At 70.1% G+C, this 26,683-nt stretch carries 25 protein-coding genes; 12 read left to right on the top strand and 13 right to left on the bottom strand.

All coding sequences use genetic code 11. The features are described from left to right. Positions 1 to 3: 3 nt before the first annotated feature. The 4 genes from ETD85_RS39285 to ETD85_RS39270 all read right to left on the bottom strand — a co-directional run bounded on the left by ETD85_RS39285 (position 4) and on the right by ETD85_RS39270 (position 4,839). On the bottom strand, positions 4 to 471 hold the full coding sequence (locus tag ETD85_RS39285) for a GNAT family N-acetyltransferase (RefSeq protein ID WP_138694898.1): 468 nt from the start codon (positions 469 to 471) through the stop codon (positions 4 to 6). 54 nt (positions 472 to 525) lie between these two features. Then, on the bottom strand, positions 526 to 2,520 hold the full coding sequence (locus ETD85_RS39280; RefSeq protein WP_138694897.1) for a vWA domain-containing protein: 1,995 nt from the start codon (positions 2,518 to 2,520) through the stop codon (positions 526 to 528). 136 nt (positions 2,521 to 2,656) lie between these two features. Then, the gene (locus ETD85_RS39275) at positions 2,657 to 3,412 is read right to left on the bottom strand and encodes a hypothetical protein (RefSeq protein ID WP_138694896.1); all 756 of its coding nucleotides are present in this window, start codon (positions 3,410 to 3,412) and stop codon (positions 2,657 to 2,659) included. 62 nt (positions 3,413 to 3,474) lie between these two features. Then, on the bottom strand, positions 3,475 to 4,839 hold the full coding sequence (locus tag ETD85_RS39270) for a sigma 54-interacting transcriptional regulator (RefSeq protein WP_240779722.1): 1,365 nt from the start codon (positions 4,837 to 4,839) through the stop codon (positions 3,475 to 3,477). A 198-nt stretch (positions 4,840 to 5,037) separates the two neighbouring features. Here ETD85_RS39270 and ETD85_RS39265 point away from each other — a divergent pair, with 198 nt between their 5' ends. After that, positions 5,038 to 6,213, top strand: a complete 1,176-nt coding sequence (locus ETD85_RS39265; RefSeq protein ID WP_138694905.1) for an FIST signal transduction protein — start codon at positions 5,038 to 5,040, stop codon at positions 6,211 to 6,213. 144 nt (positions 6,214 to 6,357) lie between these two features. Here ETD85_RS39265 and ETD85_RS39260 read toward each other — a convergent pair whose 3' ends face one another. From ETD85_RS39260 to hppD, 5 genes are all read right to left on the bottom strand, one after another. Beyond that, entirely contained in the window at positions 6,358 to 6,945 is a 588-nt protein-coding gene (locus tag ETD85_RS39260; RefSeq protein WP_138694894.1) for a hypothetical protein, read from the bottom strand. Between the two features lie 68 nt (positions 6,946 to 7,013). Next, positions 7,014 to 7,559 carry an RNA polymerase sigma factor gene (locus ETD85_RS39255; RefSeq protein ID WP_138694893.1) on the bottom strand — a complete coding sequence of 182 codons (546 nt, stop codon included), beginning with the start codon at positions 7,557 to 7,559 and terminating at the stop codon, positions 7,014 to 7,016. 72 nt (positions 7,560 to 7,631) lie between these two features. Further along, entirely contained in the window at positions 7,632 to 9,041 is a 1,410-nt protein-coding gene (locus ETD85_RS39250) for a M1 family metallopeptidase (RefSeq protein ID WP_170247086.1), read from the bottom strand. Positions 9,042 to 9,087: 46 nt separating this feature from the next. Further along, positions 9,088 to 9,531 (bottom strand): RDD family protein, encoded by a 444-nt coding sequence (locus ETD85_RS39245; RefSeq protein ID WP_138694892.1) that lies wholly within the window; start codon positions 9,529 to 9,531, stop codon positions 9,088 to 9,090. A 34-nt stretch (positions 9,532 to 9,565) separates the two neighbouring features. Then, positions 9,566 to 10,675 (bottom strand): 4-hydroxyphenylpyruvate dioxygenase, encoded by a 1,110-nt coding sequence (gene hppD / locus ETD85_RS39240; protein ID WP_138694891.1) that lies wholly within the window; start codon positions 10,673 to 10,675, stop codon positions 9,566 to 9,568. Between the two features lie 103 nt (positions 10,676 to 10,778). On the opposite strand from hppD, the gene ETD85_RS39235 reads away from it, so the two are divergent. Together ETD85_RS39235 and ETD85_RS39230 are read left to right on the top strand one after the other, a co-directional pair. After that, complete coding sequence (locus ETD85_RS39235) at positions 10,779 to 11,258, top strand: Lrp/AsnC family transcriptional regulator (RefSeq protein WP_138694890.1); 480 nt, start codon at positions 10,779 to 10,781, stop codon at positions 11,256 to 11,258. Between the two features lie 214 nt (positions 11,259 to 11,472). Then, the gene (locus ETD85_RS39230; RefSeq protein WP_240779720.1) at positions 11,473 to 13,521 is read left to right on the top strand and encodes a transglycosylase domain-containing protein; all 2,049 of its coding nucleotides are present in this window, start codon (positions 11,473 to 11,475) and stop codon (positions 13,519 to 13,521) included. Positions 13,522 to 13,642: 121 nt separating this feature from the next. Here ETD85_RS39230 and ETD85_RS39225 read toward each other — a convergent pair whose 3' ends face one another. Continuing rightward, positions 13,643 to 15,646, bottom strand: a complete 2,004-nt coding sequence (locus ETD85_RS39225) for a thioredoxin domain-containing protein (RefSeq protein WP_206059149.1) — start codon at positions 15,644 to 15,646, stop codon at positions 13,643 to 13,645. Positions 15,647 to 15,761: 115 nt separating this feature from the next. Between ETD85_RS39225 and ETD85_RS39220 the strand changes: the two genes are divergently transcribed. Then, positions 15,762 to 16,910, top strand: a complete 1,149-nt coding sequence (locus ETD85_RS39220) for a hypothetical protein (RefSeq protein WP_138694901.1) — start codon at positions 15,762 to 15,764, stop codon at positions 16,908 to 16,910. Positions 16,911 to 16,989: 79 nt separating this feature from the next. Here ETD85_RS39220 and ETD85_RS39215 read toward each other — a convergent pair whose 3' ends face one another. The 3 genes from ETD85_RS39215 to mca are packed head-to-tail and all read right to left on the bottom strand — an operon-like array spanning position 16,990 to position 18,361. Further along, positions 16,990 to 17,280, bottom strand: coding sequence for a GNAT family N-acetyltransferase (locus ETD85_RS39215; RefSeq protein WP_138694889.1), 291 nt, complete (start codon positions 17,278 to 17,280; stop codon positions 16,990 to 16,992). After that, complete coding sequence (locus ETD85_RS63595) at positions 17,281 to 17,442, bottom strand: hypothetical protein (protein WP_170247084.1); 162 nt, start codon at positions 17,440 to 17,442, stop codon at positions 17,281 to 17,283. A 34-nt stretch (positions 17,443 to 17,476) separates the two neighbouring features. Next, positions 17,477 to 18,361 carry a mycothiol conjugate amidase Mca gene (gene mca / locus ETD85_RS39210; RefSeq protein WP_240779719.1) on the bottom strand — a complete coding sequence of 295 codons (885 nt, stop codon included), beginning with the start codon at positions 18,359 to 18,361 and terminating at the stop codon, positions 17,477 to 17,479. A gap of 161 nt (positions 18,362 to 18,522) precedes the next feature. Here mca and ETD85_RS39205 point away from each other — a divergent pair, with 161 nt between their 5' ends. The 8 genes from ETD85_RS39205 (at position 18,523) to ETD85_RS39170 (ending at position 26,513) form a co-directional block, all read left to right on the top strand. After that, positions 18,523 to 18,942: a DUF4307 domain-containing protein gene (locus tag ETD85_RS39205; RefSeq protein WP_138694888.1), complete on the top strand. Its 420-nt coding sequence runs from the start codon at positions 18,523 to 18,525 to the stop codon at positions 18,940 to 18,942. Between the two features lie 108 nt (positions 18,943 to 19,050). Further along, positions 19,051 to 19,551 carry a transcription elongation factor GreA gene (gene greA, locus ETD85_RS39200; protein WP_103960435.1) on the top strand — a complete coding sequence of 167 codons (501 nt, stop codon included), beginning with the start codon at positions 19,051 to 19,053 and terminating at the stop codon, positions 19,549 to 19,551. A gap of 122 nt (positions 19,552 to 19,673) precedes the next feature. Further along, entirely contained in the window at positions 19,674 to 20,837 is a 1,164-nt protein-coding gene (locus ETD85_RS39195) for a C40 family peptidase (RefSeq protein ID WP_240779718.1), read from the top strand. Positions 20,838 to 20,913: 76 nt separating this feature from the next. Next, the gene (locus ETD85_RS39190) at positions 20,914 to 21,435 is read left to right on the top strand and encodes a hypothetical protein (RefSeq protein ID WP_138694886.1); all 522 of its coding nucleotides are present in this window, start codon (positions 20,914 to 20,916) and stop codon (positions 21,433 to 21,435) included. Positions 21,436 to 21,684: 249 nt separating this feature from the next. Beyond that, the gene (locus ETD85_RS39185) at positions 21,685 to 23,478 is read left to right on the top strand and encodes a phosphoenolpyruvate carboxykinase (GTP) (RefSeq protein WP_138694885.1); all 1,794 of its coding nucleotides are present in this window, start codon (positions 21,685 to 21,687) and stop codon (positions 23,476 to 23,478) included. 71 nt (positions 23,479 to 23,549) lie between these two features. Further along, on the top strand, positions 23,550 to 24,521 hold the full coding sequence (locus tag ETD85_RS39180) for a TIGR04222 domain-containing membrane protein (protein WP_138694884.1): 972 nt from the start codon (positions 23,550 to 23,552) through the stop codon (positions 24,519 to 24,521). Between the two features lie 115 nt (positions 24,522 to 24,636). After that, on the top strand, positions 24,637 to 25,605 hold the full coding sequence (locus ETD85_RS39175; protein ID WP_170247085.1) for a TIGR04222 domain-containing membrane protein: 969 nt from the start codon (positions 24,637 to 24,639) through the stop codon (positions 25,603 to 25,605). 2 nt (positions 25,606 to 25,607) lie between these two features. Next, a complete protein-coding gene (locus ETD85_RS39170) occupies positions 25,608 to 26,513 on the top strand; it encodes an MbnB/TglH/ChrH family RiPP precursor modification enzyme (protein WP_240779717.1) in 906 nt (301 codons plus the stop codon). Positions 26,514 to 26,683: the final 170 nt, after the last annotated feature.

Genomic DNA, 26,683 nt, shown 5'->3' with positions numbered 1-26,683 from the left:
GCGTTACGGGGTCGGTGGGGGGTCGAGGACGAGCAGGATGTGCTCGTGCTCGCCGTGCTTGATCGACTCCTTCCGCTGGAACCCGTGCTTCTCCAGGAGTCGGATCGAGGCGGTGTTGCTGTGGAAGGGGTCGGCGTATAGCGGCCTGACCTGCTCCTCGCGCAGGAAGAGCGTCATGGCCTGGGTGCCGATGCCGCGGCCCCAGAACTCGCGGCCGAGCCAGTAGCCGATGAACCGCTCGTCGCCCTCCCACCAGGCCACGAGGTTGCCGGCCAGCTCGCCCCCGACGAGGACCGCCTGCACGTGGACGGTCGGGTCGCCGAGGATGCGCGTAATCCAGTGGCGGATGAACGCCTCCCGCTCCCGCGGCGGGAAATTCGACCGCCTGGCCGCCTCCGGATCGTGCTCCTGCGCCAGGAACACCTCCAAATCGGCCTCCACCACGTCACGCAACCGCACGTCATCGCTCATGCCGAGCGAGTCTGCCACCCGGCACCGACAGTTTCGGCGGCGCCGGGGCGGGCGTCAGCGGGAGCGGCGCAGGCGCAGGAAGTCGCTGACCACGTACTCGCCCAGGCGCTCGGCGCTGGGGGAGAACACGCGGCCGCCGTTCCTGCGGGCCACCTCGTCCACGAACTCCTTCAGCCGGTCGTCGGCCGCCAGCATGAAGATGTTGATCGTCGCCCGCCGCCTGGTCATCTTGTCCACCTCGGCCAGGGTGAGCTCCAGCGTCTCGTGCGACGGCGGCCACTCGAACGCCGACCGGCCGTTGCGCATGAGGTGCGCGGTGGGCTCGCCGTCCGTGACCACGAGCACCACCGGCTCGAAGTCGGGGTGGCGGTCGAGATGCCGGCCGGCGATGAGGAGGGCGTGGTGCAGGTTCGTGCCCTGGACCATGTCCCAGTCGAGGCCCGCGAGCTCGTCCGGCTGCAGGACCCGCGCGTAGTTGGAGAAGCCGATGATCTGCACCGCGTCCTGGGGGAACTTGGACGCGACCAGGGCCTGGAGCGCCAGCGCGGTCTGCTTGGCGGCGGCCCACGTGCCGCGCAGGGCCATCGAGTACGACAGGTCCACCAGCAGGCAGACGGCCGCCGCGCTGCGCCGCTCGGTCTCGGCCACCTCGAAGTCGTCCACCGAGAGCCGCACCCCGACCCGGCCCCGTGCGCCGGCCTCCCGGTCGGCCTGGAGGGTGCCCGCCGGGTTGATCCCGCCGCTGCGCACGCCGTTGACCAGGGTGCGGACCACGTCGATCGGCTGCTCGTCGCCGAAGCGCCACGCCCGTGAAGAGCCGGTGAGCTCGCCCGCCGAGCCTGCGTCGCGCTGGTCGTGGTCGCCGCGCCGGCCCGCGTCGAGCGAGGCGAACACGCGGCGCAGCGCCGTCTCGCCCAGCCGGCGGACCGCCTTGGGGGTCAGCTCCAGCTTGCCGCGGCGGCGCAGGAGGTAGCCCTGCTCCTCCAGCTCCCGTTCGATCCGCTTGAGCGCCTCAAGGTCGTCGACCGCCGAGCGGCCGAGCGCACGGCGTACGGCGGCCTCGTCGATGTCGTCGAGCCGCGCGCCCGGGTAGTCCTGGCGCAGGGCGGTTTCGAGCTGGGTGAGGTCGGCCAGCTCCTCCAGCGCGGTGACGGCGTCGCCCATCGCGAGGGGCTCCTCGCCGGTGAGGCGCTCGGGGGCGTTCCAGGCCAGGTCGGGGCGGCGGGCGTAGAGGGACTCGCCGAGGCGGCGCATCTGGTCGGAGAGCCCGGCCTGGTCGAGGGTCTGGTTGATGAGGTTGCCGAGCTCCTCGCGCTGGCGCGGGGTCATCGAGGCCAGCATGCGCTGGGTGGCGGCGGCGCGGCGGGCCAGGATGTCGACGAGCTCGTCGAGGTTGCGGGGCTTTTCTGGAAACAAATCCCCATATTTCGCCATAAAGGCGTCAAAATCTTCTTGGGTGTGCTCGCCGCGGGTGTCCTTGTCCAGCATGTCGTTCAGATCCGACATCATCTGGCGGACGCGTTCCATGGCCTCGGGGTCCGGGTTCGCCAGCGCGTCGCGCAGGCCCCTGAACTGGCTGTCCAGGACCTCGCGCCGGAGCAGGTCGCGCAGCTCCTGGAACGTCTGGCGGGCCGCGTCCGAGCGCCATTCGTACGCGCTCAGCTCCTGGATCGCGCTGGCCGTGTCCTCGGGCAGTGCGTCGAGCTCGGCCTCCCGCAGCCGCGCGTCGTCCGACGGGTCGGGGAACAGCTCGGCCCGCTCCTGCCCGATCGCCTTGTCCAGCAGCGCCCGAGCCTTCTCCAGCGTGCCGTCCAGCCGCCCGCGCTCGCGCAGGTCGCGGCGACGGCGGCGGACCTCCCTGAGCATGTCGTCGAGCCCGCGCCGGTCCTGGGCGCCGGGCAGGCCGCGCTTGAGCAGGTCGCGCAGGGCGTGCACCGGCGTCGAGCCCGACAGGATCGCATCGCCCATCTCGTCGAGAGCCGCCCGCACGTCGTAGGGCGGGGCAAGGGGGTCGGGGCCGTCGTGGTACTCGCCATAGCGGTGGGCCATCACGGATCCACGCTAACCCGATCTGCCGGTTTATGCGCCCTTGAAGGCACTCCGGCGCCTCGCCCGGGAGTTCCGGGGCCTCGCCACGGGAGTTTCGCCCGTCCCCGAACGGGTCCCGGCGCCTCGCGCCGGAGTCCTACGCGTCCCCGTAGACCTCCCACACCTCGTTCAGCGCGTCCATCCCTGGCGTGTAGTCCACCTTCACCAGCACGGGGTACCGGGTCGTCCTGAGCGCCCTGGAGAGATCGGTTGAGACGCAGTGCTTCGTGCCGAGCCCGTTCCTGTCCGCGTTGACCGGCTCGCCCGCCAGCCACCCGTCCCGGCACCGGGCCGTGGTGCGGTGGAAGCTCGTGCTGTAGGTGTACCCCAGCTTGATCTTCTTGCCGCCGGTGGCGAACAGCACGGTCGTGTCGTTGATCCGCTTGATCGTGCCGCGGGCCGAGCGCGGGTCCGGCCAGTCGGCGATCAGGAGCTCGCTGACCTTGACGGCCTGCCCGTCCTGGTACTCGATCCGCGCGGGAACGGCCCCGCGCCCCAGCGAGTCGGTCAGGTCGGACGCCTTGCAGGGCGTGCGGCCCAGGCCGTCGGCGTCGGTCGCGACCTGGCCCTCGGTCTCCTTCAGCGCGCAGGCCACGGTGACCCGGCGGTAGGCGGCGCCGGTGTAGCCGAGCCGCACCTCCTTGGCCCCGGACAGGGCGGCGAGCTTGTAGAGCACGTGGCGCTGCCTGGTGACCTTGGCCGGGGACTTCGGCACGATCCGCAGGTGCCCCGTGCCGTCGGCCCAGGCGTAGCCGTACACGACCCTGGCGGCCTCCACGGGCGCGGTCAGAGCGGGCGCGGCTATGGCGAGGCCGCTCGCGGCGAGTGTGGCGACGGTGGCACGGACAAGCATGGGCGGTCTCCCCCGACAGCGTGATCAGCTACCAACTATGACGCGGGAGACCGCCCGGATGTTCACGTGCGATAAACGGTTACGCCGTCAAGGTCTTCCTTGGACAGGCGCCGCATCAGGTAAAGCCCTTCGAGTGCGAACTCCAGCGCCGCCGCAGCGTGCCCGGGAGACTCCTCGCCCGCGCCCATGCCGAGCCGCGACATGACCTTGGCCAGGCCCGCGACAGGACCGATCCGGTGCAGCAGCTCGCCTGCGGGGATCAGCTCGCCGGACTCCACCTGGTTGCCCTCGGCGAACTTGTCGGTCAGCGGCGACAGGTCCATCCCGCCCAACCGGCTCCTGAACGTCTCCGCCGTCGCCCTGCGCAGCAGATGGGCGAGGATCTCGGTCTCCCTGCCCTCCTCGCTGACCTCGAACTCCACCTTGCCCCGCAGGCTGTGGACCACACTGGCCAGGTCGATCACGCGGGTGACGGCCTGCTCCTCGCCCGTGATGGCCGCCCGGCGCACCGCGGAGGCCGAGGCGGTCTCGGCCGCGGCGATCGAGAAGCGCGCGGACACGCCGGAACGGGCGTCCACGGCGGTGGACTCGCGGACGAGCCTGGTGAACCTGGCGATCACTTCGAGCAGGTGCTCGGGCATGTCGGCCCCGATGTCCGGCATGGACTCCTGCCGGATCAGCGTGAGCTCGTCCTCGACCGTGAGGGGGTAGTGGGTGCGGATCTCGGCGCCGAACCGGTCCTTCAGCGGCGTGATGATCCGGCCCCTGTTGGTGTAGTCCTCGGGGTTGGCGCTGGCGATGAGCAGGATGTCGAGCGGCAGGCGCAGGTTGTAGCCGCGCACCTGGATGTCGCGCTCCTCCAGCACGTTGAGCAGCGAGACCTGGATGCGCTCGGCCAGGTCGGGCAGCTCGTTGACGGAGAAGACGCCGCGGTTGGTGCGCGGGACCAGGCCGTAGTGGACCGTCTCGGGGTCGCCGAGGGTGCGCCCCTCCGCGATCTTGATCGGGTCGACGTCGCCGATCAGGTCGCCGACCGAGGTGTCGGGCGTGGCGAGCTTCTCGCCGTAGCGCTCGTCGCGGTGCTTCCACTCGACGGGCAGCTCGTCACCCTGCTCGCGGGCCAGCGCCTGGCAGCGCGTGCAGACGGGCGCGTACGGATGGTCGTTGATCTCGCAGCCTTCGACGACCGGCGTCCATTCGTCGAGCAGGCCGGTGACCGTGCGGATGAGCCTGGTCTTGCCCTGGCCGCGCTCACCGAGGAGAACGAGGTCGTGCCCGGCCAGAAGCGCCCGCTCCAGATGCGGCAGGACGGAGTCGTCGAAGCCCACGATGCCTGGGAAGCGGGGCTCACCCGCCCGCAGCTTGGCCAGCAGGTTTTCCCGGACCTCGGCTTTGACGGTGCGATGAACGTGGCCGCTCTCTCGCAACTCCCGGAGATTACGTGGCTGATGCACGGGAACGAGACTACGTCCCCTGCGAGGAATGCGGCAGAGAGTTTCGCATCTGGCGGAGATTTCGGATCTTGACTATTGCGTGACGGTTCGTGTGCGTGCTTGTCCTTTTAGTGGGGAGAATCGGGCCTAGGGAACTTGGACATGTCGAGGGAGGCGAGACGCGTGGCCTTGATGACAAGCCGCTTCGCCGACGGCCTCGCCGTGGGTTCCGACCTGGTGGAGGCCGCGGAGACCGCCGTCGGTCAGGCACTGTCGAGGCTCAGCGGCCAAGCCGACCTGGTCTGCTTCTTCATCTGCGGCGACGATCCCGAGGACGTCGCACGGGCCGGCCAGGCCGCCATGAAGCTCGCACCCGAAGCACACGTGATCGGATGCAGCGCGACGGGAGTGATCGGTGATGGGCAAGGTGTTGAGCTGACGCCTGCGGTCAGCGCGTGGGCGGCGACTCTGGAGGGGGCGCGGCTGACCACGTTCGCGCTGGAGACGCTGACGGCCGAGGACCGGTTCGTGGTGGTCGGGCTGCCCGAGCGCAACGGGGACGATCACGTCGCGATCCTGCTGGCCGATCCCTACACGTTCCCGACCGACGCCTTCGTCGAGCGCTCCGTCGACGTGCTCGGCGACCTGCCTCTGGTCGGCGGGCTGGCCAACGGGCTCCAGGGACGAGGCTCCGTACGGCTCTTCGCCGACGGCTCGATCTACACGGAAGGCGCGATCGGCGTGCTGCTCAGCGGCCCGATCCACATCAGCACCGTGGTCAGCCAGGGCTGCCGGCCGATCGGCCCCAGCATGGTCGTCACGGCGTCGGAGGAGAACCTGCTGCTGGAGCTGGCCGGTCAGCCCGCGCTGGCCCGGCTGGAGGACATCGTCAGCGAGCTGGACGAGGACGACCGCGAGCTGGTCGCCTCCGGGCTGCAGATCGGCCTGGCCATGGACGAGTACGCCGAGCGCCACGAACGCGGCGACTTCCTCATCAGGGGAGTCATCGGCATCGATCCGGAGCGCGAGGCCGTGGCCATCGGCGACGTCGTGGAGATCGGCAGGACCGTGCGCTTCCAGGTCCGGGACGCGGCCACCGCGGACGAGGACCTCTACGACCTGCTCGACGCCCACCGGGAGGAGCTCGGCAAGGTGGACGGCGCGTTGCTGTTCTCCTGCAACGGGCGGGGCTCGGCCATGTTCGGCACCGCCGACCACGATCCGGTCGCCCTGCGCGACACGCTCGGGCCCATCGGGGTGGCGGGCTTCTTCGCGGCCGGCGAGGTGGGCCCCGTGGCGGGGCACAACCACGTACACGGCTTCACGGCGTCCGTGCTGGTCTTCTCCAGCGTCACGGGCGGTCCGTGACCCTGGCGGGCCCGGGCGACCGGCCGCGGCGGCGACCAGGCCCGGCGGCCCCGTCTGCTCGGGAGGGCCGCCGGGCCTGGTGAGGTGCGGGCCGCTGAGCCTGGTGAGATGCGGGCCGGCGGTCGTCACCGCCGGGCCCGGGTGCTACTCGTTCTTCTGGTCGAAGCTCGGCCCGTCCCCGTCGCCCGTCTTGGAGTCGAGGCCGGGGCCGTCCCCGGTGGTGCCGGAGCCGGGCTCGGGCATCGCGACCGGCTCGCAGTCCGCGACCGCCCCCCTGACCACGTGCAGCGCGGTCGCGAACGGCGGCCGGTCGGCGCCGTCCCTGCTCAGCGAGACGGCCAGGACGAGCGTCTCACCCGCGGGCACCTGCCCCTTCTCGATCGTGAACGAGATCCCGTCGCCCGCCTTGCCGACGCTCACCGCGAACCGCCCGCCGAGGCTGCCCCGCTCGCCACGCGGCTCCTTGCAGGTCTGCCCTTCCGGCAGGTAGTCGACCACCGCCTTGACCCCGGCGTCGGCCAGCTCGGCGGCCAGCCCGTCGGGGTCGCTGAACTCGTTGATCCGCACGCTGACCGCCCCGTCGGAGCCCTTGGTCACCGCGAACGCCGGGCTGCCGGTCACGCCGGTCAGCAGCACCGTCGCGACGGCGGCCGCCGCGACCCCCGCCACCGCGGCGGACAGCCCCGCGACGCGCCGCCTGGAGCCGCGCCGTCCGGGTGTCGAAATCGTCATCGTGTCCTTCGCCGTCCTCGTCGAGATCTCTTCCTTTAGTGCACTGAGAAGGCGTTCTTCGAAATTGCTCATGCCTGTCCCTCCACGTACACAGCCGATGGCGAAGCGACGTCGGCGAGGGCGCGTCTGGCCCGGTGCAGCCTGACCCGGGCGGTGACCTGCCTGATGCCCAGGGCCGTGGCGGCTTCGGTGACGGTGAGCTGATCGATCGCGACGAGCTCCAGCACGGCGCGCTCGCCCTCGGGAAGCCCGGCCATGGCTTCCAGGGCGCGGCGCCCGCCGCGCTCGGCGTCGATCCGCTCCTCCATCCTGACGAGATCGTCGTCCTCCATCAGCCGCCGTCCGGCGACGCGGCCGGCCGTCCGCGCCTCCCGGGCCGACTGCCGGTGCTGGGCCGACACGACGTTGCGCGCCACGCCGTACAGCCAGGCGATCTCGCTGCCCCGGCCGGGCACGTAGGTGTGCGCCGAGTCCAGGACCGCCAGGAAGATGTCCGCCGTCAGGTCGGCGGCGAGGTGAGGGTCACTCACCCGCCGGACCACGAAACGCATGACGGCATCGACATGGCGGCGATAGAAGGCCTCAAAGGCCGCGGGGTCCTCGTTGAGGCGCACTGGCCTCGCTCCCTTCGTCGTTCGCCTTACACCTCTACTTGGACCGAGCGACGAAAAGCGTTTCCGGGAGGCTCAGGCGGGACGGCGCGGCTGGTAGAGCCAGGCGTCGAAGAGCGGGCCGAGGTCCTTGCCGGACATCCGCTCCGCGAGGGCGATGAACTCGTCGGTGGTGACGTGGCCGTAGCGGTGACCGGCCGTCCACGCCTTCAGGAGCTGGAAGAACGTCTGGTCGCCGACGGCCTTGCGCAGCGCGTGCAGGGTCATGCCGCCGCGGGTGTAGACCGACTGGTTGAACAGGTCGCCGGGCTTGGCCCGGCCGGGCGGGTAGGCCCACATCGGGTCGCTGGCCGGGCGCTTGTGATAGTCGTTGAAGAACGCCTCGGCGCTCTGCTTGCCCTTGTGCTCCGACCACAGCCACTCGGCGTAGGTGGCGAAGCCCTCGTTGAGCCACAGGTCCTTCCACCGCTTGATGGTCAGGCTGTCGCCGAACCACTGGTGGGCCAGCTCGTGCGCGATGATGCTCTCGTCGGGCTCGAAGCCGCCGTAGACGGGCTTGGTCTGGTTTTCCAGCGCGTAGCCGGCCGCATAGTCGTCGACCACGCCGCCGGTCGAGGAGAACGGGTAGGGGCCGAAGACCGTGCCCCAATAGTCGGTGACCTCGCCGGAGACGGTGTAGAGCTTGTCGAGCGAGCTCCTGAACTTGGGGTCGGTGGCGGCGAAGTTCGGGATGCCGCCGGGGGTCTTGCCCTGGCGCAGGTCGAACTTGCCGAGCGTGGCCGTGGCCAGATAGGTGGCCATCGGGTGGCGCTCGCTCCACCGGTAGGTGGTCTTGCCGCCCGCGGTCGTGGGCTGTCCGGTCAGCTCGCCGTTGGCCACGGCCGTCACCCCCGCGGGCACGGTGATCGCGAAGTCGAACGTGGCCTTGTCGGAGGGATGGTCGTTGTTGGGGAACCAGGTCTTGGAGCCGTTGGGCTCGGAGGTCACGAACGCGCCGTCGGCGGTCGAGATGAAGCCGTACGTGCCCAGGTTGGCGCTGTCCTTGGCCGGTTTGGGCACGCCGGCGTAGGTGACCTTGACGGTGAACCTGGCCTTCTTGTCGATCGGCGCCGAGGGCGTCACGGTCAGCTCGTCGCCCTTGCGGGCGAACGTGGCCGGCGAGCCGTCGACGGTGATGCCGCGCACGTCGAGCCCGGACAGGTCGAGGTTGAACCGCGACAGGTTCTGGGTGGCGGCGGCCTGGATCGTGGTCACCCCTTCGAGCCGCTTCGTCGTCGGCGCGTAGTCGACCGCCAGGGCGTAGTGGGAGACGTCGTAGCCGCCGTTGCCGTCGGTCGGGAAGTCGGGGTCGCCGATGCCGGGCGCGCCCGCGGTGTGGGCGACGGCCGACATGGCCTGATCCGGCGGGGGCTCGTCGGCGGGTGCGCAGGCCAGGACGCTGATCAGCGCCGCCAGCAGTGCCATCCCGCGCCTGTTGGAACGCATAGGCGAGCGAGCCCCCTTCAAATCGTGACCAAAATCTTACGCTGCGTCAGGCATTCACCACGACGGTCCTCGCGGCCTTGTCGTGCAAAGCCTGCTTGCGGGGGTCGAAGAGAATCCAGCCGAGGTCAACCAGGAGGCCGACGCAGCACAGCCATTCGAGCGCACTCGCCACGGCCTGCCTGACCGCGGCCTGCCCTACGCCTATCCTTCCGCCGCTGTCCTGCACCACACGCATGCCGAACAACTTCTTGCCGAGAGTCTGGCCGTTCCAGAAGGCGTGCAGCAACCAGAAGTACAGGAACGCCACGAGCCCGGTCAGAAAGGTGTGCTCCACCGGGTAACGGTCCCAGACGCCCTTGCTGGCGTCCCAGGCGTACTCCCAGCTCGTCCAGCTGAAGGGCGCGGCGGCGATGTTCACGATGATCCAGTCGAGGACGCCGGCGAACAGCCGCCGCCAGCGTCCCGCCAGCCCTGGTGGTGGCAGTCCCATGATGTCCAGATGACCACCAATAAGTCGGGACAAACTAAAGGTTGCCCCTGCGTTCCTGCTCGCGCTCGATCGCCTCGAACAGGGCCTTGAAGTTGCCCTTGCCGAATCCGAGCGAGCCGTGCCGCTCGATCAGCTCGAAGAAGACCGTGGGCCGGTCCTGCACCGGCTGGGTGAAGATCTGCAGCAGATAGCCGTCCTCGTCGCGGTCCACCAGGATCTTGCGCTTCTTCAGCTCCTCGATCGGCGCCCGCACCTTGCCGATGCGCCCGCGCAGCTCGGGGTCGTCGTAGTAGGAGTCGGGGGTGTCCAGGAACTGCACGCCGGCCGCCCGCATGTGGTCGACCGTGGTGAGGATGTCGTTGGTGGCCAGCGCGATGTGCTGCACGCCGGGGCCGCCGTAGAACTCCAGGTACTCATCGATCTGCGACTTCTTGCGGCTCACGGCCGGCTCGTTGAGCGGGAACTTGACCTTGCGCGACCCGTCCGCCACGACCTTGGACATGAGCGCCGAGTATTCGGTGGCGATGTCGTCGCCGACGAACTCGGCCATGTTCGTGAAGCCCATGACCCTGCGGTAGAACTCCACCCACTCGTCCATCTTGCCCAGCTCGACGTTGCCGACGCAGTGGTCGACGGCCTGGAACAGCCGCCCGTTCTTGGTCGCGGGCGGCGCCACCAGCGGCTGGGCGGGCGCGTAGCCCGGCAGGTAGGGGCCGCCGTAGTTGGATCTGTCCACCAGCGTGTGCCGCGTCTGGCCGTAGGCGGCGATGGCCGCGAGCACCACCTTGCCGTGCTCGTCCTCCATCGTGTACGGCTCCGCCAGCCCCTTGGCCCCGTGCGCGACCGCGTGGGCGTACCCCGCCTCCACGTCCGGCACCTGGATGGCCAGGTCGATCACCCCGTCGCCGTGCTCGGCGACGTGCCGCGCCATCGGCGTGCCCGGCCTGATCGACGACCTGAACTCGAACGTGGCACTGCCCGAGGTCAGCACGTACGCGCTCTCGTCGCGGCTGCCGTTCTCCGGCCCGCGGTAGGCCACCAGCCTCATGCCGAACGCGGTCGAGTAGTAGTGGGCCGCCTGCTTGGCGTTGCCTACGGCGAACACCACGGCGTCCATGCCGTTAACCGGAAAGACATCATTCATACTGCCAACTGTCGAATTTACTGGACGAGTTGCGCAACAGTTACTCTATGGAGTGCACAACCTGCCTAGCTCCACAGCGGAATGTCCGGTAAATGTGTACAGCATGACGATCGATGACCTTGACGCCAGACTCATCGCCCTCCTGACGGCCGAGCCCAGGCTGGGCGTTCTGGAGTCCTCGCGCCGGCTGGGCGTGGCCCGTGGCACGGTCCAGGCCAGGCTCGACCGGCTGACCGCCAAAGGCGTGATCACCGGGTTCGGCCCCGACGTGTCGCCCGAGGCGCTCGGCTACGACGTCACGGCCTTCGTGAGCATGGAGATCAGGCAGGTCGCCGGGCACGACCCGGTGGCGGATCGGCTGGCCGGCATCCCCGAGGTGCTGGAGGTGCACACGATCACGGGCGACAGCGACCTGCTCTGCCGCGTGGTCGCCCGGAACAATGCCGATTTGCAGCGGGTAATCGACGAGATCGTGGAGGTTCAGGGCGTACTCAGGACTAATTCGATCATCGCCCTTGACACTCCGGTTCCCTACCGAGTGCTGCCATTGGTCGCCGATGTTCCGCGTCGGGGAGTGCGGTAGTCGTACTATCGCAGAGGGACGAGGCACTATTGTCGATCGTTTACCCTTGGCATTCGCCCAGCTTGCGGGGGTTGGGCGACGCTTGACGAGGGGGTCGAGGGTGCGGATCGGTGGTGGAAAAGGGATGCGAAAGCGGCGGATTCTCAGGGTTCTACTGCTTTCATTTGGCGCGGGAATCCTCGTGCTGGTCGGGCTTTTCGCCATTGCGTGGGCGATGACCCCGATTCCCGACACGACACAGAAGCAGGCCACCGCGCAGGGCTCGGTGATCTATTACCGCGACGGCAAGACCGTGCTCGCCCGCCAGGGGGTCGACCGCAAGAACGTCGAGCTGACCAAGGTCCCCGAGCACGTACGCGACGCCGTGATCGCGGCCGAGAACCGCTCGTTCTACGAGGACGGCGGCGTGTCGCTCAAAGGCACCGCGCGGGCCGTCTGGTCCACCGTCAGCGGGCAGCAGCTCCAGGGCGGCTCGACCATCACCCAGCAGCTCGTACGCAACTACTACAGCGGCCTCAGCCAGGAACGTTCCATCACCCGCAAGTTCAAAGAGATCCTCATCTCGATGAAGGTCGACCAGTCCAAGTCGAAGGACTGGGTGCTGGAGCAGTACCTCAACACGATCTACTTCGGCCGCGGCGCCAACGGCGTCCAGTCGGCCGCCCGCGCCTACTTCGGCAAGGACGTGGAGAAGCTGAGCGTGGCCGAGGGCGCCTACCTCGCGGCCGTGATCCAGCAGCCCAGCCGGTTCGCCGACCCCAAGGGCAGCGATCTGGCGGCGGCGCAGCAGCGCTGGCAGTCGGTGATCACCGCGATGCGGCAGACGCGCTCGCTGACGGCAGGGGAGGCGGCGGCCCAGCGCTTCCCGGTGCTCAAGACGCCGAAGAAGCCGTTCGAGCTCAAGGGCCAGGCCCAGTACATGCTCGAACAGGTGACCTCCGAGCTCAACCGGCGCGGCTACACCGACGAGGACATCAACGGCGGCGGGCTGCGGATCGTGACCACGTTCGACAAGAAGCTCATGGCCGCGGCCGAGCAGGCGGTCGAGGACGTCCTCCCGGAGAGCACGCCGAAGAAGGTGCGCACCGGGCTGGCGGCCGTCGCCCCCTCAACCGGCGAGGTGATCGCCTTCTACGGTGGCCGTCCCTCGCAGTCGGCCTACTACGACAGCGCGTTCTCGGCCAAGGTCATGGCCGGATCGACGTTCAAGCCGTACACGCTGGCGGCGGCCCTGAACAACGGCTTCGACCTGTCCACCAGGGTCGACGGCAACTCGCCGCTGCGCGTGGCGTCGGCGGCCGAGCCGATCCCGAACGACAGCGATCGCTCCTACGGCCGGATCAACCTGGTGAGCGCGACCCAGAACTCCGTCAACACCGCGTTCGTGGACCTCGGCCAGAAGGTCGGGCTCGACAAGGTCGCCGCGACCGCCGAGGCGGCCGGCATCCCCGAGAGCCAGCTCCAGCAGCACGAGAACGCCGCCTCCTTCCCGCTGGGCGTGGCCTCGGTCAGCGCGGTCCAGAACGCCTCCGGCTTCTCCACCTTCGCCAACAAGGGCGTCCACATGGAGGCCCACGTGGTCAAGTCGGTCACCAACGGGGCGGGCGAGAAGACGGTCATCCAGCCGGTCGCGACCAAGGTGATCGACGAGCAGGCCGCCGCGGACACCACGTACGCGATGCAGCAGGTCGTCAAGTACGGCACCGGCACCGCCGCCCGGCTCTACGACCGGCCGGTGGCCGGCAAGACGGGCACCACGGACGACTCCGCGTCGGTGTGGTTCAACGGGTTCACCCCGCAACTCGCGGTGGCGGTGGACATGTTCCGCGACGACAACGCCACGGTCAAGATCCCCGGGTACGGCACGCAGTTCGGCGGCCAGCTGCCCGCGCAGATCTGGCGGGCGTTCATGACCGAGGCCATGGCGGGCGAGCCGGTCGAGGAGTTCCCCGAGCCGTCCGAGTACGGTTACTCCTCCGACTACTCGGTGCCCGACCAGGACAGGGACGCGCCGGACCAGGAGTACACGCCCCCGGCGAACCCGGACGGCTGGCCCACGCCCGAGCCCGACCCGACGTTCAGCGAGCCGCCCGCCACCGACGAGCCGGACACCGACCGGCGCGACGCCGACCAGCCGGAGCTGACCGACCCACCGGTCACGGAGCTCCCCGACCAGCCCTCGGCGGAGTCCGACGGCGACACGGGCACGGGCCGGGACACCGGCCGGGGCTCGGACAGCGCGGGCCGCTCACCAGCGAACTGACGCGCCCGGCCTCGCGGCCGACCAACGTGACGCGCCGGGCCCTCGGCCGACCGGCGTGACGCGCCGGCTTGGCCGACCGGCTCGACGCGCCGGGCCTTGGCCGACCGGCTTCATCGGCGGGTCAACGCGCGAGTTCGGCCCGCAGCTCCTCGACGGTGGTCACGGGCATCCGGCAGGTGAATCCCCTGCACACGTAGGCCGCGGGCGCCTCGGAAACCGTCCCGCGACCTTCGAGCAGCGCGGGGAAGACCTCCCTGGACACGAGGGGGTCGCCGGAGCCCCTGCCGGTGTCGCTGTCGCCTGAATCGCCGGAGCCCAGCGCGACCACCAGCCCGGGCGCGTCGGAGAGCAGCGCCTGCCGGTGCAGCGCGGCCGTACGCGGATCGTCGGCGGGGCCCACGACTGCCACCTCGACGGGCCCGTCCAGCGCCGCCCGCGCCACGGCCAGCCCCCAGCCGGCGAACCTGGCATGCTTGCCGGCCAGCACGGACACGGTCCCCAGAGCCGCGTGGGCGGCCTCCCGGTGGCGCGTGGAGCCGGTCAGCGCCCCGTAGGACAGCAGCGCGCCCGCGGCCGCGTACTGGCCGGATGGCGTGGCGTTGTCGGTGGGGTCCTGGGGCCGCTGGAAGAGCCGCTCGGCGTCGTCCGCCGTGTCGTAGAAGCCGCCCGTCCCGTCGGCGAACCGGTCGAGCACGGTGTCCAGCAGCGAGCCGGCCAGCCTGAGCCACCTGGCCTCGCCGGTGACGCCGTACAGGGAGATGAGCCCCTCCGCCACGTTCGCGTAGTCGTCGAGCACCCCGGCGTTCGTTCCGGCCCGGCCGTCGCGCGAGGTGCGCAGCAGCCTGCCGTCCGCCACGTGCGTGCTCGCGAGCAGCTCGGCCGCCTCGGTGGCGGCGGCCACGAGGTCAGGCCGCTCGAACACCACCCCGGTCTCGGCCAGCGCCGCGATGGCCAGGCCGGTCCACGAGGCCACGACCTTGTCGTCGCGCCCCGGCCGGACACGACGCTCCCTGGCGGCCAGCAGGCGCTCGCGGACGGAGGCGTAGCGCTCGGGGTCGTCGGGGTCGCGCAGGAGCTGCAGCACGGACGTGCCGTGCTCGAACGTCCCCGTGACCTCGAACAGCCCGGCCGCCCACTCCCCGTCGTCCGCGCCGAGCACCTCGCGCAGCTCCTCGGGCGTCCAGACGTAGAACTTGCCCTCGACGCCCTCGCTGTCGGCGTCGAGCGCGGAGGCGAACCCGCCCTCTGGCGTGCGCAGCTCGCGCAGCAGCCAGCCGGCCGTCTCCAGCGCGACCCGCCGCGCCAGGTCGCCGCCGCCCGACTTCCACCAGTGCGTGTAGACGCGCAGCAGCAGGGCGTTGTCGTAGAGCATCTTCTCGAAGTGCGGCACGACCCACTGCGCGTCCACGCTGTAGCGCGCGAACCCGCCGCCGAGCTGGTCGTACATCCCGCCCCTTGCCATCGCCTCCAGCGTGCGCCCGCTCATCTCGCGCTCGCCGGTGCGCAGCAGGAACTCCAGCACCATGGACGGCGGGAACTTGGGCGCGCCGCCGAACCCGCCGTTGCGCGCGTCGAAGGAGTCCCTCAGGTTCGCCACGGCCACCGCGAGCGTCTCCTCGCCGGGCACGGGCCCGCCGGGCAGCGTGGAGTGCGTGTTGAGCGCCTCCACCACCTTTGCCCCCTGCTGCAGCACGGAGTCCCTGTCGCTCGCCCACAGGCGGCCCACCTCGGTGAGCAGGCGCCGGAAGTGCGGGCGCGGGAAGTAGGTGCCGCAGTAGAACGGGTGGCCGTCGGGGGTCGCGAACACCGTCATGGGCCAGCCGCCCTGCTGCGTCATGGCCTGCGTGGCGCTCATGTAGACGGCGTCGACGTCGGGCCGCTCCTCGCGGTCCACCTTCACGTTGACGAAGTGCTCGTTCATGAGCCCGGCCGTCTCGGCGTCCTCGAAGCTCTCATGGGCCATGACATGACACCAGTGGCATGCCGAATAGCCCACGCTGATCAGCAGCGGCACGTCGCGGCGACGGGCCTCCGCGAACGCCTCGTCGCCCCACGGGTGCCAATCCACCGGATTGGCCGCGTGCTGCAGCAGGTAGGGGCTGGTGGCGTCTTTCAAGCGGTTCATCAGGACCTCCTCCACTCACCCTAAACCGCGCTGCTCACCGCCCAAGGGTGAGGTGATCGACGTGTTCACCGGCTGACTCGGGAGGCCGGGACGGCGTAGGTTACGGGTCGTGGATATGGACTTCGTGTGCGCCCACGCCGGCCGCCCGGCGACCGCCCTCACTCGCAGGGACGTGGCCCGCGCGCTGCTCGCCGTGCCCTCCGGCGTGGCCCTGGTGGGGCTGCCCGACCTGCGGCGGGCGATGATGTCCGCGGGCAACCCGCTCTCCCTGCCGTTCTGGGACTCCGCCAAGGCGACGCTCAGCTCGATCGAGTCGGGTGTCGCCACGGTCGGCGACGTGCAGCGCTGGGTCGAGTCCACCGGCACCGAGCCGATACTCATGACGCCGAGTTACTTCGTCTGGCCGGAGGAGGACGAGCGCGGCCCCGTGGCCACGGAGATGTTCGCCCGCCTGGTCGCCTACCTCGAAGGGCTCGTCGATTCGGGCGAGATCGATCCCGACGCGCTGGCGGCGGGCGACCAGGAAGCCCGCGCCGCGTACGAGAGCCTCCAGGAGCGCTGGCTGGGCACGCCGCTGCCGGACGGCAGGGAGCCCGGTTTCGCGGTCGGCGACGAGCAGGACGAGGAGCTGTTCGCCGCCTGGGACGAGGAGGAGGCGTTCGCGCTGTCCGAGCTGCGGCGCATCGTGGGCGGGCTGCCCAAGCAGCCTGAGCTGCCCCTGGCGGACCTGGAGAGCGCCGTGACGCGCCTGCGCGGGCTGCTGGCCCTGCCCGGCTACCCGGCCAACGTGCTGCGGGCCTGCGCCGGGCTCGACGAGCGGCCGATCCCCGACGACGACATGGAGCTGTGGCTGTCGCTGGCGGCGGGGGTGGCGGGGCCCGTCTCCGACCTGTCGGAGACCGGGGACGTGCCGGAGGAGTTCGCCGATCTCGACGGGGAGCTCAGCATGGAGGACGCGGCGCTGGCCAACCTCTGCGCGATCCAGCACGCCGACTGGCTGGCGGGAGTGGCGGCGCTGGCCCGGCTCGGGCCGGGCGTGCTGGCCTCACCCGAGCGGATGGCCAGGCTCATCGCGGAGTCCGAGGACATCGACGTCGACGACCAGGACGACGACGACCTCAACACCACCGAAGGGCTGTTCACCTCGGTGGTGAGCCTGTGGGTCCATCTCGGCATCGTGGACGCCGACGAGGTGCTCACGCCGCTGGGCTGGTGGGGGCTGCCGAAGGCGCTGGAGCACGCCTGGTCGTCCAGCGCGGACTGAGGACGGCCCGCCTGACGACCTGAGAGCGGCCCCGGCCGAGGTCGCCTCGCCTGAGCGCGGCCCGGCCGAGGGCCGCTGGTCAGTGGTCCTCGGGGTCGACCAGTTCCTTGAACTGCGGGTGGCGGTCGATGTATTTCGCCACATAAGGGCAGAGCGGCACGACCCGCAGGCCGGTGTCGGCGCTCGCCTGGAGCGCGTGGCCGACCAGCCGGCCCGCCAGGCCCTGCCCTTGGTACGCGGGCAGGACCTCGGTGTGGGTGAAGACGACCTTGGTGGGCAGCAGGCGATAGTCGGCGAACCCGGCGACCTTGCCGTCTACGAGAAGCTCGAAACGGTTTTCCGTCGAGTTGTCGACTACTTCGATCGGCATCTATTCGGCCTTCTTGTCCTTGTCGCCCGCGTGCGGCACCTGGATCTTCGACATCTGCTTGTTCATCGACTTGATCAACATGTACAGGGCCACACCGATGAGCGCCACGACGACGAAGCCGAGCAGACCCGGACTCACATCACCCGCTGCTAGAACTGTCACACTTCCAGTCTGCCACCAGGATCCCGTGGTCCGTTCAGTGGCAGGCAGGTGAGACGTCGTCGGCGTGGATGCCCGCGAACAGGTCCTCCTCCGGCAGCTCCGTGTCCACCAGCGAGCGCGCCAGGTGGTAGTCCTCGGTGGGCCAGATCTCCTCCTGCAGCTCGCGCGGGCAGACGAACCAGAAGCCGTCCGGGTCGACCTGGGTGGCGTGGGCCAGCAGCGCCTCGTCGCGGATCTGGAAGTAGTCGCCGCACGGCACCCGCGTGGTCACCGGCCACTTGGCGGGGCGGTCCTCCCAGCGCGAGATCCAGTCGGCGTAGGGGGAGCCGAGCCCGCGCTCGGTCATGGCCTCGTGCAGCGCCTCGAAGCGCTCCTTGGTGAACCCCATCTGGTAGTAGAGCTTCAGCGGCTGCCATGGGTCGCCGGCGCCCGGGTAGCGGTCGGGGTCGCCGGCCGCGTCGAAGGCCTCCACGGAGACCCTGTTGGTCATGATGTGGTCGGGGTGCGGGTAGCCGCCGTCGTCGTCGTACGTGATGATCACGTGCGGCCTGAACTCGCGCACGGCCGCCACGAGCGGCGCCGAGGCGTCCTCCAGCTTCTGCAGGGCGAAGCAGCCCTCGGGCAGCTCCTCCTCCTCGCTCTCCGGCAACCCCGAGTCGACGAACCCCATGAAACGCTGCTCGACGCCGAGGATCTCGCGCGCCCGCGCCATCTCGGCCCTGCGCACCTCCCCGATGTTGGCAACGATCTCGGGCCGGTCCATCTTGGGGTTGAGCACCGATCCCCGCTCACCGCCCGTGAGAGTACAGACCAGCACTTCCACGCCTTCGCGCACATAACGCGCCATCGTGGCGGCGCCCTTGCTCGACTCGTCGTCGGGATGGGCGTGGACGGCCATCAGCCTCAGCGGTGCACTCACGAGCGCGCTCTCCTCATGGGGTCTCCTCGGTAGGAGGACCGGTCAGTAGCCCAGAGAGGTTAGTTTCTGCTGGGCGGTCGCGAGGGCCCAGTCGTCTACCGGTGCCCCCGCGAGCGACAATTGTCTCGGATAACGCTGAGGGAGTGCAGGGAGATTCCGCCATGGTCACCAGAGATGTCGAGAACGGTCCCGTTCTCGGCACACCCGACGAGTTTCCCGATCGTCCCAGGCGAGGCGGCAGGCTTGTCGTCCACATCGTGATCGGCGTGCTGGTGGCCATCATCGCCGGGGGCTGGGGCTACGTGATGTGGTCGATGACGGCGGGCGGTTCGGAGGCGCCGTCGCAGGTGGTGTCGTTCAGTGTGGACGCCCAGAATCGGGCCGAGATCACCTTTGAGGTGTACAAGCCAGACGATAGGGTGGCGGTCTGCCGGATCAGGGCACTGGACGTCTACCACGCGGAAGTGGGCAGCAAGGAAGTAAGAATCCCGGCTGGTGAGGGTAGTAAGCAGCTCAAGGAAAGCCTCGACACGAGTGGTCAGGCCACTTCCGTCCACATCCAGTACTGCAATCTCGTATAGTGAGACGTTTGGGGAAGCGTTGGAGCGGTTGAGTTGTTAGCCTTTCGCAATTCAACCGGACGCAACCTCAAGTGAACTCAGGGCCCCCTAGGCAAGCAAGGAGAACCCGTGGCCGACTCTCGCGATGAGAACGTCACATGGCTGACGCAGGAGGCGTACGACCGCCTGAAGGCGGAGTACGAATATCTCTCTGGCCCCGGGCGCGTCGACATCGCCAAGAAGATCGAAGCCGCCCGTGAAGAGGGCGACCTGAAGGAGAACGGCGGCTACCACGCCGCCAAGGACGAGCAGGGCAAGATGGAGGCCCGCATCTTCCACCTCCGGCAGATCCTCGACAACGCCCAGGTGGGAGAGGCCCCCAAGGCTGAGGGAGTGGTCGGCCCCGGCATGACCGTGACGATCCGGTTCGTCGGCGACGACGACGAGGTCACCTTCCTGCTCGCCTCCCGCGAGGAGAGCGGCGCACCGATCGACGTCTACTCCCCGAGGTCCCCTCTCGGGGCGGCGATCAACGGCAAGAAGATCGGTGAGAAGGCCACCTACTCCATGCCCAACGGACGCCAGAACACCGTCGAGATCCTCGAGGCTGTGCCGTACATCGGCAACTGACACCCATGGATGACTACCGCCGGGCCCTCGCTGGCCCGGCGGAATTTTCGCATTCATCCGGAATTCGGCAGGACTTAAGCTTTCTGGTCAAATCCCGGAAGCGGCGTAACACGTTCAAGCTGGTGCCGTTCATCGTGGTCACGCTCGTCGCGGTGCTGACCGCCGACGTGCTGCTGCTGGTACGGCCGGAGGCCGCGGCCTTACCGTCCGGCGCACGCGCGCAGGCCACGCCCAAGTCGACGCCGATGGCGCAGAAGCAGCCGCGGCCCAGGACCAGCCCGCCGGCCAGCCAGCCGGCGACGGTCGCGCAGCCGGTGGCGCCGCTGAGCAAGCTGCACAAACCCAACCTGTTCGTGCTCACCCGCAAGCCGTTCACCAACGAGTTGCTGCAGAAGGTGGCCAAGCTGCGCGGGGTGCGGGCCCTGGAGCTGGCCGACGCGGCGTCCATCATGCTCGACGGCAAGCGCGTGCAGACGCTCGGCGTCAACCCCTCCTCCTTCCGCTCCTACACCCCCAAGGTGACCGCCGCCTCCGACCCGCTGTGGCAGAACGTCGCGGCCGGCGACGTGGCCGTCTCGTTCGTGCTCGGCAACGACGGCGGGCTCGCGCTGCACCGCAGGGTGGCGGGTCCCGCGGGGACGCTGCGGATCGGCGCGTACGCCACCACGGGGTTCGGCGCGGTCGACGCCGTCGTGTCCAAGAACGTCGGCCGCACGCTGGGCCTGCCGCACGACAACGCGCTCATCGTCAGCGCGCCCAAGACCAACTCCGCCACGCTGCGCAAGGCCATCCTCGACGCGCTGCCCAAGGGCACCCAGGTGGCCATGGTCAACCCGGTGCTGCCGCAGCCCCAGACCGTCAGGCAGAACTGGCCGGCGGGCTCGTTCATGACGGGGGAGCAGCTCACCGTCGCGCTCAAGGCCGCGGTCTCCAAGCTCGGCAGGCCGTACGTGTGGGGCGCCGAGGGGCCGGACACTTTCGACTGCTCGGGGCTGGTCCAGTGGGCCTACGGGCAGGCCGGGGTGCGGATGCCCAGAGTCACGCACCAGCAGTGGGTGACGGGGCCGCAGGTGCCGCTGGCGCAGGCGCAGCCGGGCGATCTGCTTTTCTGGCGCAATGACCCGACAAATCCGGACTACATCTCGCATGTGGCGATTTATTGGGGTAAGGGAAAAATGCTGCACGCGCCGCGCACCGGCGACGTCGTCAAGATCGTCCCTGTGAACACCCGGAACCTGGCCGGGGTCGTGCGCGTCAGCCCCATGGCCGCCGGCAAGGTCCGCTAGCCTCCGGCTTTCCGCTTTGCATACCAGCCCGTTTCGACGCGTGCATTTTCCCGCGCAACGGTGTAATGATGATTACATGGCAACAGACGATGAGACCGCACAGGTTCACGGCTGGTTCACCGGACGGCTGCCCGAGGGGTGGTTCACCGGTGCGCCCGAGATCGTCAGGGACCGCGAGGAGATCGCGGTGCTCGGCACGCTGCCCGACCCTCCCGAGGACACCCCCGAAGCCGAGCGGCCGGCCCTGATCGAGGGGCTGGCCAGGAGGTTCAGGGAAGAGACCCGCGAGCGGCGCATAGAGATCGCCGGCGAGGCGGAGCGCAAGTTCCGGCAGAAGGTCTCCTGGGGTGTCGTCTGCGGCGGAGAGACTGTGATGTTCACCACACTCTCGGTGCCGGTGATGACCCGGCTGCGCCAGTCGGAGCGGCAGGTCCTGGACACTCTCGTGGCCGCCGGCGTGGCCAGGAGCCGCAGCGATGCCCTGGCCTGGTGCGTACGCCTGGTCGGGAGACACACCGACACGTGGCTCGCGGACTTGCGAGATGCGCTGCAGCACGTCGACCGAGTTCGCTCCTCAGGGCCGGACGTCAATTCCTGAGAGCACCCAGCGGAAACGGTTCGCCGAATGGACTAAACCACTTCGCAAATTGGTTTAGACCAGCGCTATTGGACTGGACCACTGCGCTGAATTACTTCTTTTAAATCCGCTCGGCTTGGGTAGGCTCCCCCAATCGTCAGGGCCGCTGCCTGCGGCGACGGCCCAGCCAATAGGTCTATGCCAATTGGCTTTCCGGCCGCTTCGTCGTTAATGATGACTGGGCCCTGAGAGAGTGGAGGAGTCGCAGCCGTGTCCGTTTCCGTGGAAGTACCCGCACCGACGACCAGCGCCGAATTGGCGGCGTGGGTGCGCGAGATCGCAGCCCTGACCCAGCCAGACCGGATCGAGTGGTGCGACGGGTCCGAGGAGGAGTGGACGCGCCTGACGAACCTCCTCGTGGAGCAGGGCACGCTCACGCGTCTGGCCGCCCGTCCCAACAGCTTCTACGCCAAGTCCGATCCCAGCGACGTGGCCCGGGTGGAGGACCGCACGTTCATCTGCTCCGAGCGGGAGGAGGACGCGGGCCCTACGAACAACTGGATCGCTCCAGCCGAGATGCGACAGACGTTCGGCGAGCTGTTCAAGGGCTGCATGCGCGGCCGCACGATGTACGTCGTGCCGTTCTGCATGGGCCCGCTGGGCGGCGAGATCTCGCAGCTCGGCGTCGAGATCACCGACTCCGCGTACGTGGCCGTGTCCATGCGCGTCATGACGCGGATGGGCGACCGCGCGCTCCGCCTGATCGAGGAGCGCGGCGACTTCGTCAAGGCGGTCCACTCCGTCGGGGCCCCGCTGGAGCACGGCCAGGACGACAAGCCCTGGCCCTGCAGCTCCACCAAGTACATCAGCCACTTCCCCGAGACCAGGGAGATCTGGTCGTACGGCTCCGGCTACGGCGGCAACGCCCTGCTCGGCAAGAAGTGCTACGCCCTGCGCATCGCCAGCGCCATGGCGCGCGACGAGGGCTGGCTGGCCGAGCACATGCTCATTCTCAAGCTCACGCCGCCCTCGGGCGAGACCCGCTACATCGCCGCCGCCTTCCCGAGCGCCTGCGGGAAGACCAACCTCGCCATGCTCCAGCCCACGATTCCCGGCTGGAAGGTCGAGACGATCGGCGACGACATCGCCTGGATGCGCTTCGGCGACGACGGACGCCTCTACGCGATCAACCCGGAGGCGGGCTTCTTCGGCGTCGCGCCCGGCACCGGCGAGGTGACCAACGCCAACGCGGTCAAAACGCTCTGGGGCAACAGCATCTTCACCAACGTCGCGCTCACGGATGACGGCGACGTGTGGTGGGAGGGCCTGACGGACAAGCCTCCGGCGCACCTGACCGACTGGAAGGGCCGCTCCTGGACGCCTGACAGCGACGAGCCCGCCGCCCACCCGAACGCGCGCTTCACCACGCCTGCCTCCCAGTGCCCCACCATCGCGCCGGAATGGCAGGACCCCAAGGGCGTGCCCATCTCAGCGATCTTGTTCGGCGGTCGCCGCGCCACCGCCGTACCTCTGGTGACAGAGTCGCTGAGCTGGGAACACGGCGTCTTTCTCGGAGCCAACGTCGCCTCCGAGAAGACCGCCGCCGCCGAGGGCAAGGTCGGCGAGCTGCGCCACGACCCGTTCGCCATGCTGCCGTTCTGCGGCTACAACATGGGCGACTACTTCGGCCACTGGCTGGAGATCGGCCGGCGCGAGGGCGCCAGGCTGCCCAGGATCTACTACGTCAACTGGTTCAGGAAGAACGCCGACGGCAAGTTCATCTGGCCCGGCTTCGGCGAGAACAGCCGCGTGCTGAAGTGGATCGTGGACCGGCTCAACGGCGAGGCCAAGGCCGTGCCGACGCCGATCGGCCTGCTGCCGGAGGACCTCTACACCGACGGGCTGGACCTGTCCGACGAGGACCTGCGCACGCTGCTGACCGTCGACCGCGAGGTGTGGCGCGAGGAGGCCGCGCTCATCCCCGCCCACTTCGACAAGTTCGGCGCGCACCTGCCGAAGCAGCTGTGGGACGAGTACAACGCGCTGCTCGACCGCCTCGGGTGATCGAACCCCTCTTGTGCGCTACGGCGGCGCCGCCTTAACTTGGCGGACTGCCGTACCGCTCAGGAGGGGCCGTGGACTACGTTCTGCTCGTCGCCGCGTTCGCGATGGTGCTCCTGGTCGGCGCGGCCGCGCAGCGGGTCGAGCACGAGCGCGTACGGGTCGGCCGGGCCACGCCCAGCGGGGCCGGGCACAGCCTGTCCCACTACGAGCTGGCGTACCTGTCGGGCGGGCCCCGGCGGGCCATCAACACGGCGCTGGCCGTCCTCGCGACGGCCGGCGCCGTGCGCGTGTCACGCGGCTCGCAGGTCACCCCCGTCCACGGCGCGCCGCCCTCGCCGGTGCCGATCGAGCAGGCCGTCCTCGACACGCTGGCGGCCAGGCCGGGCGGCTACCGGGCGAGCGAGCTGCGGCGGGCGCTCGAAGGGCACCCCGCGCTGGCCCAGCTCGCCGGCGGGCTGGCGGCGCGCGGCCTGATCGTGGACCAGGGAGCCTACGCCCGGGCCTGGCGGCACCGTGACCGGCTGCGGCTGGCCACGGTCGTCGCGGTGATCTTCCTGGTGGTGGTCCTGGTGCTGGCCGGAGCCGGTCTGGCCGGGCAGGAGCGGATCTTCGTCGGCGTGCTGTTCCTCGGCGGGATCGCCGTCGTCTCGGGGCTCGTCGGGGTCTACAAGCAGGGGCGCAAGCTGCGCAACGTCGTCACCTGGGAGGGGCGCGAGGTCCTGCGCTCGGCGCGCGCCTACCACCCCAGAGGGGTACGCGACCAGAGCTCGCTGGCCATGGCGGTGGGGGTGCCGGTCGCCCTGTACGGGCTGGCGGACGCCGGCGACCAGACGCTGTGCGACGAGCTGTCGGTCGGTGACCCGGGCGCCGACTGCGCCGGCGCGTGCGGCAGCCACAGCGGCGGGGACGGGAGCACGTTCGGCGGTGAGTCCTTCGGCGACTCGTACGGCGGCTCCGACTTCGGCGGCTCCGACTCGGGCGGTGGGTCCAGCTGCGGCGGGTCGAGCTGCGGCGGGGGCTCCAGCTGCGGATCGAGCAGCTGACCTCAGCCGCCGCCCCGGGGACTCGGAATTGTGTCCGCGGCGGCGGAACCTTTGTGCCCGCCCGATGCGTCTTCCCGGTACCCAGCCTGTTCGGCTGCACGAGGGGAGGCCGTCCATGGACCTGTTCCTGCTCATCCTTTCGGTGATCATCGCGATGCTCGCCACCCGTACCGCCTTCGAGCTCAAACGCCGGCGCGCCGGCCTCCGGACGGCCCAGACCGGCGCCCGTCTTCGCGGCCTCGACCACTACGACCTCGCCTATCTCTTGGGCGGCCCGCACCGGGTGGCGAACACCGCCCTCGCGCTGCTGGCCGACTCGGGAGCCGTCCGGTTATCACGCGGGGGGCGCGTGCACCACGTCGGCCTCGGCGCCGCGGCCCGCCATCCCGTCGATGACGTGGCGCTGAGCGTGGTCGCCGACCGCTCGGGGCTCCCGGTGGTCGCGCTCAGGATCGAGATCGCCAGGAGCCCGGCCGTGTCGGCGATCAAGCAGCACCTCACGGGGCAGGGCCTGCTCATCGCCGACGACTCGCTCACCGAGATCGGCTCGCTGAGGCGGCGGCTGCGGGTCCTGTCCGTGCTGTCGTTCTCGGGAGTGCTGTTCGTGGCGGGGATCCTGGCCGCGGGCCGCGGTTTCCTCCCCTGGGCCCTGCTCGCGGGCTCGGGCGCGGCCCTCCTGGCCCTGGTGAGCCTGCTCGTCCTCGTGGGCGCGGGCGTGGTCGCCGAGGCCGCCATCGCCGGGCACCGGCGCTCGCTGCTGACCACGCTGACCTCGGCGGGCCGCGAGACGCTCGACGCGGCCAGGCAGGCCCACGTCCAGGGGGTCGCGGCCGGGCCGGTGACCGTGGCGCTCTACGGCCTCGGGGAGCTGCGTGACGCCGGTCTGCGGGCCGAGCTCGGCGGGGGCCAGGCCGGGGGCCGGGCCCACCGCCGTCGCCGGGCGGGGTCCTCGTACGCTGGGTACGCCTCGCCGGGCTGCGGCGGCGCGCCCGTGCACGGCGCGTCGGGCTGCGGGGGCGGATCGTCCGGCTGCGGCGGCGGCAGCGGGTGCGGCGGCGGTGGTTGCGGCGGAGGAGGAGGGTGAGGGTGTCCGATCTGGAGGTGGGTGCCGGCCCGGGAATGGAGGCCCGCTTGGACGCGGGATCCGAGCCAGGTGCGGCGCCCGGGCCGGTTGCGGGGTCCGAGCTGGGGGTCGGCATCGGGTGGCGGCCCGAGCTGGACCTGACCATCGAGCGGATGGCCGGCGTCGACTTCCTGGAGGTGGTCGCGGAGAACATCAGGCCCGCGCGCCTGCCCGAGTCCCTGGAGGTGCTGCTCGCCAGAGGGCTGCCGGTGATCCCGCACGGGGTCTCGCTCGGGATCGGCGACGCGGAGCCGCCCTCTCCCGCCCGGCTGGCGCACCTGGCCGCCTGTGCCCAGGCCCTCGACGCGCCGCTGGTCAGTGAGCATCTGGCGTTCGTACGGGGTGGCGGGATCGAGGCCGGGCACCTGCTCCCGGTGCCGCGCACCCGCGAGTCCCTGCGGATCGTCACGGAGAACGTGCGCCGGGCGCAGGACGCCTTGCCCGTCCCGCTGGCGCTGGAGAACGTCGCGGCCATGTTCGGCTGGCCGGAGGACGAGCTGACCGAGGCCCAGTTCCTCGCCGAGCTGGTCGATCGTACGGGGGTGGCGCTGCTGATCGACGTGGCCAACCTCTACACCAACCAGTTCAACCTGGGCCTGTCGGCGGTCGCGGCGCTCGACGCCCTGCCCCTGGAGCACCTCGCCTACGTGCACGTGGCGGGCGGGTACGAGCACGGCGGCATCTGGCACGACACGCACACCACCGCGGCGCCGCAGGAGGTACTCGACCTGCTCACCGAGCTGTGCACCCGCGCGACGCCGCCGGGGGTGCTGCTCGAGTGGGACGACGACTATCCGAGCGACGCGGCGCTGGCCGGCGAGCTGTCCAGGATCCGCACCGCGATGTCCTTGGCCAGGAAGCCACGGTGACCAACGACCCAGCGCCCGGCCGAGGGCCCGGCGGTGGCCCTGGAGAGGGTCTCGGCAGGGAGTCGGGAGAGGGTCTCGGCTGGGGGTCTGGTGGGGGTCCAGGAGAGGGTCTCGGCGGCGGGTCCGGCAAGGGCCTCGGACGGGGCTCAGGCGAGGGGCGTGGCGAAGGA

It is taken from the genome of Nonomuraea zeae (genome assembly GCF_005889725.1).
Classification (GTDB): Bacteria; Actinomycetota; Actinomycetes; order Streptosporangiales; family Streptosporangiaceae; genus Nonomuraea; species Nonomuraea zeae.
This window is presented reverse-complemented; position numbering and strand designations above follow the sequence as displayed.